This window comes from Mycobacterium sp. (genome assembly GCF_052143115.1).
In the GTDB taxonomy this organism is placed as follows: domain Bacteria; phylum Actinomycetota; class Actinomycetes; order Mycobacteriales; family Mycobacteriaceae; genus Mycobacterium.
The window spans coordinates 1-3,033 of the sequence record NZ_JBKQTQ010000336.1; the positions used below are offsets into that span (position 1 = coordinate 1).

The window sequence follows — 3,033 nt, forward strand, 5'->3', positions numbered from 1 at the left end:
GTGGTGTTCCCGGCGCCGCTGATGAGCGCGATCGGTGATGTCGGAACTTTCTTCGCCCGCGAGACCGCCGCCGCCTCGGCAATCCTGCAGCCGCCGATCGAGGCCCCATCCGCCCAACACGCACAGACACCGGCAGCCAACGGAGAGACCACACCCGACGCAAGCGCCAAACGGCCTGCTGTTTAACAGCAGAGCAAAAGTCCTAGGGCCAGGAGCCAAGTGATGGAGGGGCAGCAACCATGTCACGCGAGTGTCACAGCTCGATCCAAAGTCGCGCCAGCGGGCTTGAAGGCTTCGTTCTGTGAATGGGCGTAGAGCCGACTTCTTCCCCTGTAGCCAGTGCACTTGGTGGCCAGGGGCGCACGACCCACAGGACCGATCAACGGGCCGAATCCCGTAGCGGGACATCGCATTTACTCCATGAATTCCGAGCCTCCGCAAGGGGAGGCGCTCTTGCCCGGCACCGGTTGGCGCTGGCCGCTTCGTCATCCGAGCCACCCACGAGCGTGGGGTTGGCGCGCTGTCCAGTCGGAGCTTGTCGGCAGCGTCTCGTGAAGCGAACTCAGTCTACGAGGGGGCACCGACATACTGTCGGCACAAACCACAGTTTGGGGCGCGGTATGCGGCGGCCCCAAACACTGGACTGGTTCAATGCCAGTACCGCGCGCACCAGCATTGCCGCAGGTCAAGCTATATATTTAGGTTGGCTGTATAACCGCCGTGGGAGATACGTGGAATATCCGGGCGGGATCATGCAACACTGAGCCGGTGCGGGCGGTCGGGCCGCCCATGTGTGTTGGCGTTAAGATTCGGCCCATCGTCTAACAGATTCGAGTTAGCCATGAATCGCATCGGACGCCTCTTCGCAGCATTCGCTACGGCGGCCGCCGTCGGCGGCCTGGTCGGTTCCCCGGCCGCACTCGCCGACCCCGAACCACCGCCTCCGCCGCCGGTACCCGCACCGGCTCCGGCGGATATTCCTGAGATGCCGGGGCTGACGGCAACCGCACCGGCTCCGACGTATGTTTCTGAGATACCGCCGGCTGACGGCTGAAACGAGGGAAACTAGCCTGGTTCGCCAGCTGCGACCCAACGGTGTAGCGCATCGTTCAAGTCGGGGCAGTAGGCGCCGATCGCCGCGCCCATCAAGTCCCGCCCTGCCCGGGCGTAAATCCGGAATCCATCGCGATGGTGGCGATCTTCGAGAACCCGACACCGTTGTGGAGCTGGTCGCAGATGCTGCGGCCTAGCGCGGTGATGGTCGACCGATTCACCGACGGAAAGCCTGCGTCCTGCAGGGCTGCAATGAATACGTCGTCGGAACTGTCCGCCCGCGCGGGAGGCGCACCCAGCCGCGTCACACTGACGGTGATTGACCCAAGAAGAAGAGCCGTCGCTTTCACAGCTATTGCGACTGTTGGCATGGGGTCGAGGATGGCGAGCAATTTCACGTCAGCATGTTGCACATCCCGTTTGGCCCCTGGCAACTGACAAGGTCGAACTCAGGTAGCCGGATTCAAGACGCACAGGTCCGGCGTGGCCAGGCTCGGCCCGACGCGCAGCGCGGCGATGGACTGCTCGATGGCGTCGATAGCCTGGTCGGCGGTCGAGGCATCAAAGGTCAGAATGCCGGCGGCACCGAAAAAGCCGTTGATGCCTGTGGCGCCGCCGGTGCCGTAGAGCAACTCCTGGTTCTCGGTCTGAATCATCTGCCGCTGCAGCTCCACCCGGACGTAGTTCGAGAACACGTCAAAATCCGACAGTGCTTCATACGACAGGCCAACGTGTGCACTGATTTTTTGCGCAGCGACGGTGAGCGGCGTGGTGACCGGCACGATTTCCGGCTTGACGCTGCCCTCGGGTGTGATCGCGGCCGAACCGGTGACGCTGTTGATTTGGACGATTTCAACCGAGGGCGCGTCGATGCCGAACGCGGGTAAGCGGTCCAAAATCCTGCCCTCATGCTGCAATTCAGTGATGAACGGCGCCAATTCGGCAGGCAAAATCGGGGTGGCGCTGGCGTAGTCGCGGGCCTCCAGCCGCACTGACTCGCCGGCCATCAGCCGCCCGTGGGCGTGGCGCGGCTCCCCCATGTCGAAGCCAATCGGCGCCACGCGGGCGCCGCTGTTGCGGGCGCGCTTGGACAGGCTGCCCAGGCTCGGGACGTATGAGCGGTCCAAGTCTTCGCGGATTTGAGCGATGTGCTCGGAGTTGCAGTCCAAGTCCCGTTTCGCGTGGGCGAACCGTTGCGCTTCCCCGGCGTTCAGATGTTCGCGGCCTGCGCTGCGGGCCTCTAAACAGATGCCTTCACAGGCCGTAACTAGCTGCTCTTTGCGCGCTTCGAGCTTGGACAGAAAGCCGCGACTAACGGTGCCAACCATGATGATTCGCTTTCGGGATTCCGCTTTCGGGGTACGACGAACCCGCCGGTCGGACGACCTGCGGATTTCTTTCGATTAGCTTCGGCCCCGGCTGTGCCAGTCTGCGAACCTACCGCCGAACGCGTTCGTGAGCGCCTCAACCGCTGTGCCAGCTGCATCGCGGCGACCGAAGCATTATGCGGTGAGACCAATCGTAGAACTTTTTTTCCGGTTTTCAGGTCAAAAAAACATGGGTCTTTGGCCTCTACCTGTCATCGCCATGCCGCAACAAGCTGGTGCTGTGCTAGGCGAGGTTGAGTCAGCGGCTGATGAGCCAGTTACTGTCCTATCGGAAGACGAAAGTTGGGATCGGCTGGCCAGCGTAGCGCTGGGCCGGCTAGTCGCCAGCGTTGGCGGTCAGCCCGAGATCTTCCCGGTCAACTTTGTCGTCCAAGATCGGACCGTGCTGTTCCGAACGTCGGAGGGCACCAAATTGTTTGCAGCCGTTGCGAGCAACAGGGTGGCCTTCGAGGCCGACGACCACAACGTCGCCGAAGGCTGGAGTGTGATCGTCAAGGGTCGCGCGCAGGTGTTGCGTACCGGCGCAGAGATCGAGAAAGCCGAACGCGCGCAATTAGTGCCGTGGATCGCGACTCTGAAACTTCACTACGTG

Annotated in this window: 4 protein-coding genes, 1 pseudogene and 1 riboswitch; of the genes and pseudogenes, 3 read left to right on the forward strand and 2 right to left on the reverse strand. The window is 62.5% G+C overall.

What is annotated here, in order from left to right:
- Positions 1–186, forward strand: a pseudogene (locus ACLQI9_RS32360) (slipin family protein); the annotation flags it as partial.
- A gap of 258 nt (positions 187–444) precedes the next feature.
- Positions 445–557: riboswitch (SAM riboswitch) on the reverse strand.
- Between the two features lie 284 nt (positions 558–841).
- Positions 842–1,054: a hypothetical protein gene (locus ACLQI9_RS32365; RefSeq protein ID WP_442383341.1), complete on the forward strand. Its 213-nt coding sequence runs from the start codon at positions 842–844 to the stop codon at positions 1,052–1,054.
- 91 nt (positions 1,055–1,145) lie between these two features.
- On the opposite strand, the gene ACLQI9_RS32370 is transcribed toward ACLQI9_RS32365, so the two are convergent.
- Complete coding sequence (locus ACLQI9_RS32370; protein WP_442383339.1) at positions 1,146–1,451, reverse strand: DUF732 domain-containing protein; 306 nt, start codon at positions 1,449–1,451, stop codon at positions 1,146–1,148.
- Positions 1,452–1,502: 51 nt separating this feature from the next.
- Positions 1,503–2,114 carry a phage major capsid protein gene (locus ACLQI9_RS32375; protein ID WP_442392850.1) on the reverse strand — a complete coding sequence of 204 codons (612 nt, stop codon included), beginning with the start codon at positions 2,112–2,114 and terminating at the stop codon, positions 1,503–1,505.
- Between the two features lie 526 nt (positions 2,115–2,640).
- Here ACLQI9_RS32375 and ACLQI9_RS32380 point away from each other — a divergent pair.
- Positions 2,641–3,033 (forward strand): pyridoxamine 5'-phosphate oxidase family protein (locus ACLQI9_RS32380; protein ID WP_442383343.1); only part of this gene is annotated, 393 nt, incomplete at its 3' end.

Bases quoted from the DNA above. Each gene is read 5' to 3' on its own strand.
- ACLQI9_RS32365 (WP_442383341.1), top strand. From the start codon at position 842: ATGAATCGCATCGGACGCCTCTTCGCAGCATTCGCTACGGCGGCCGCC.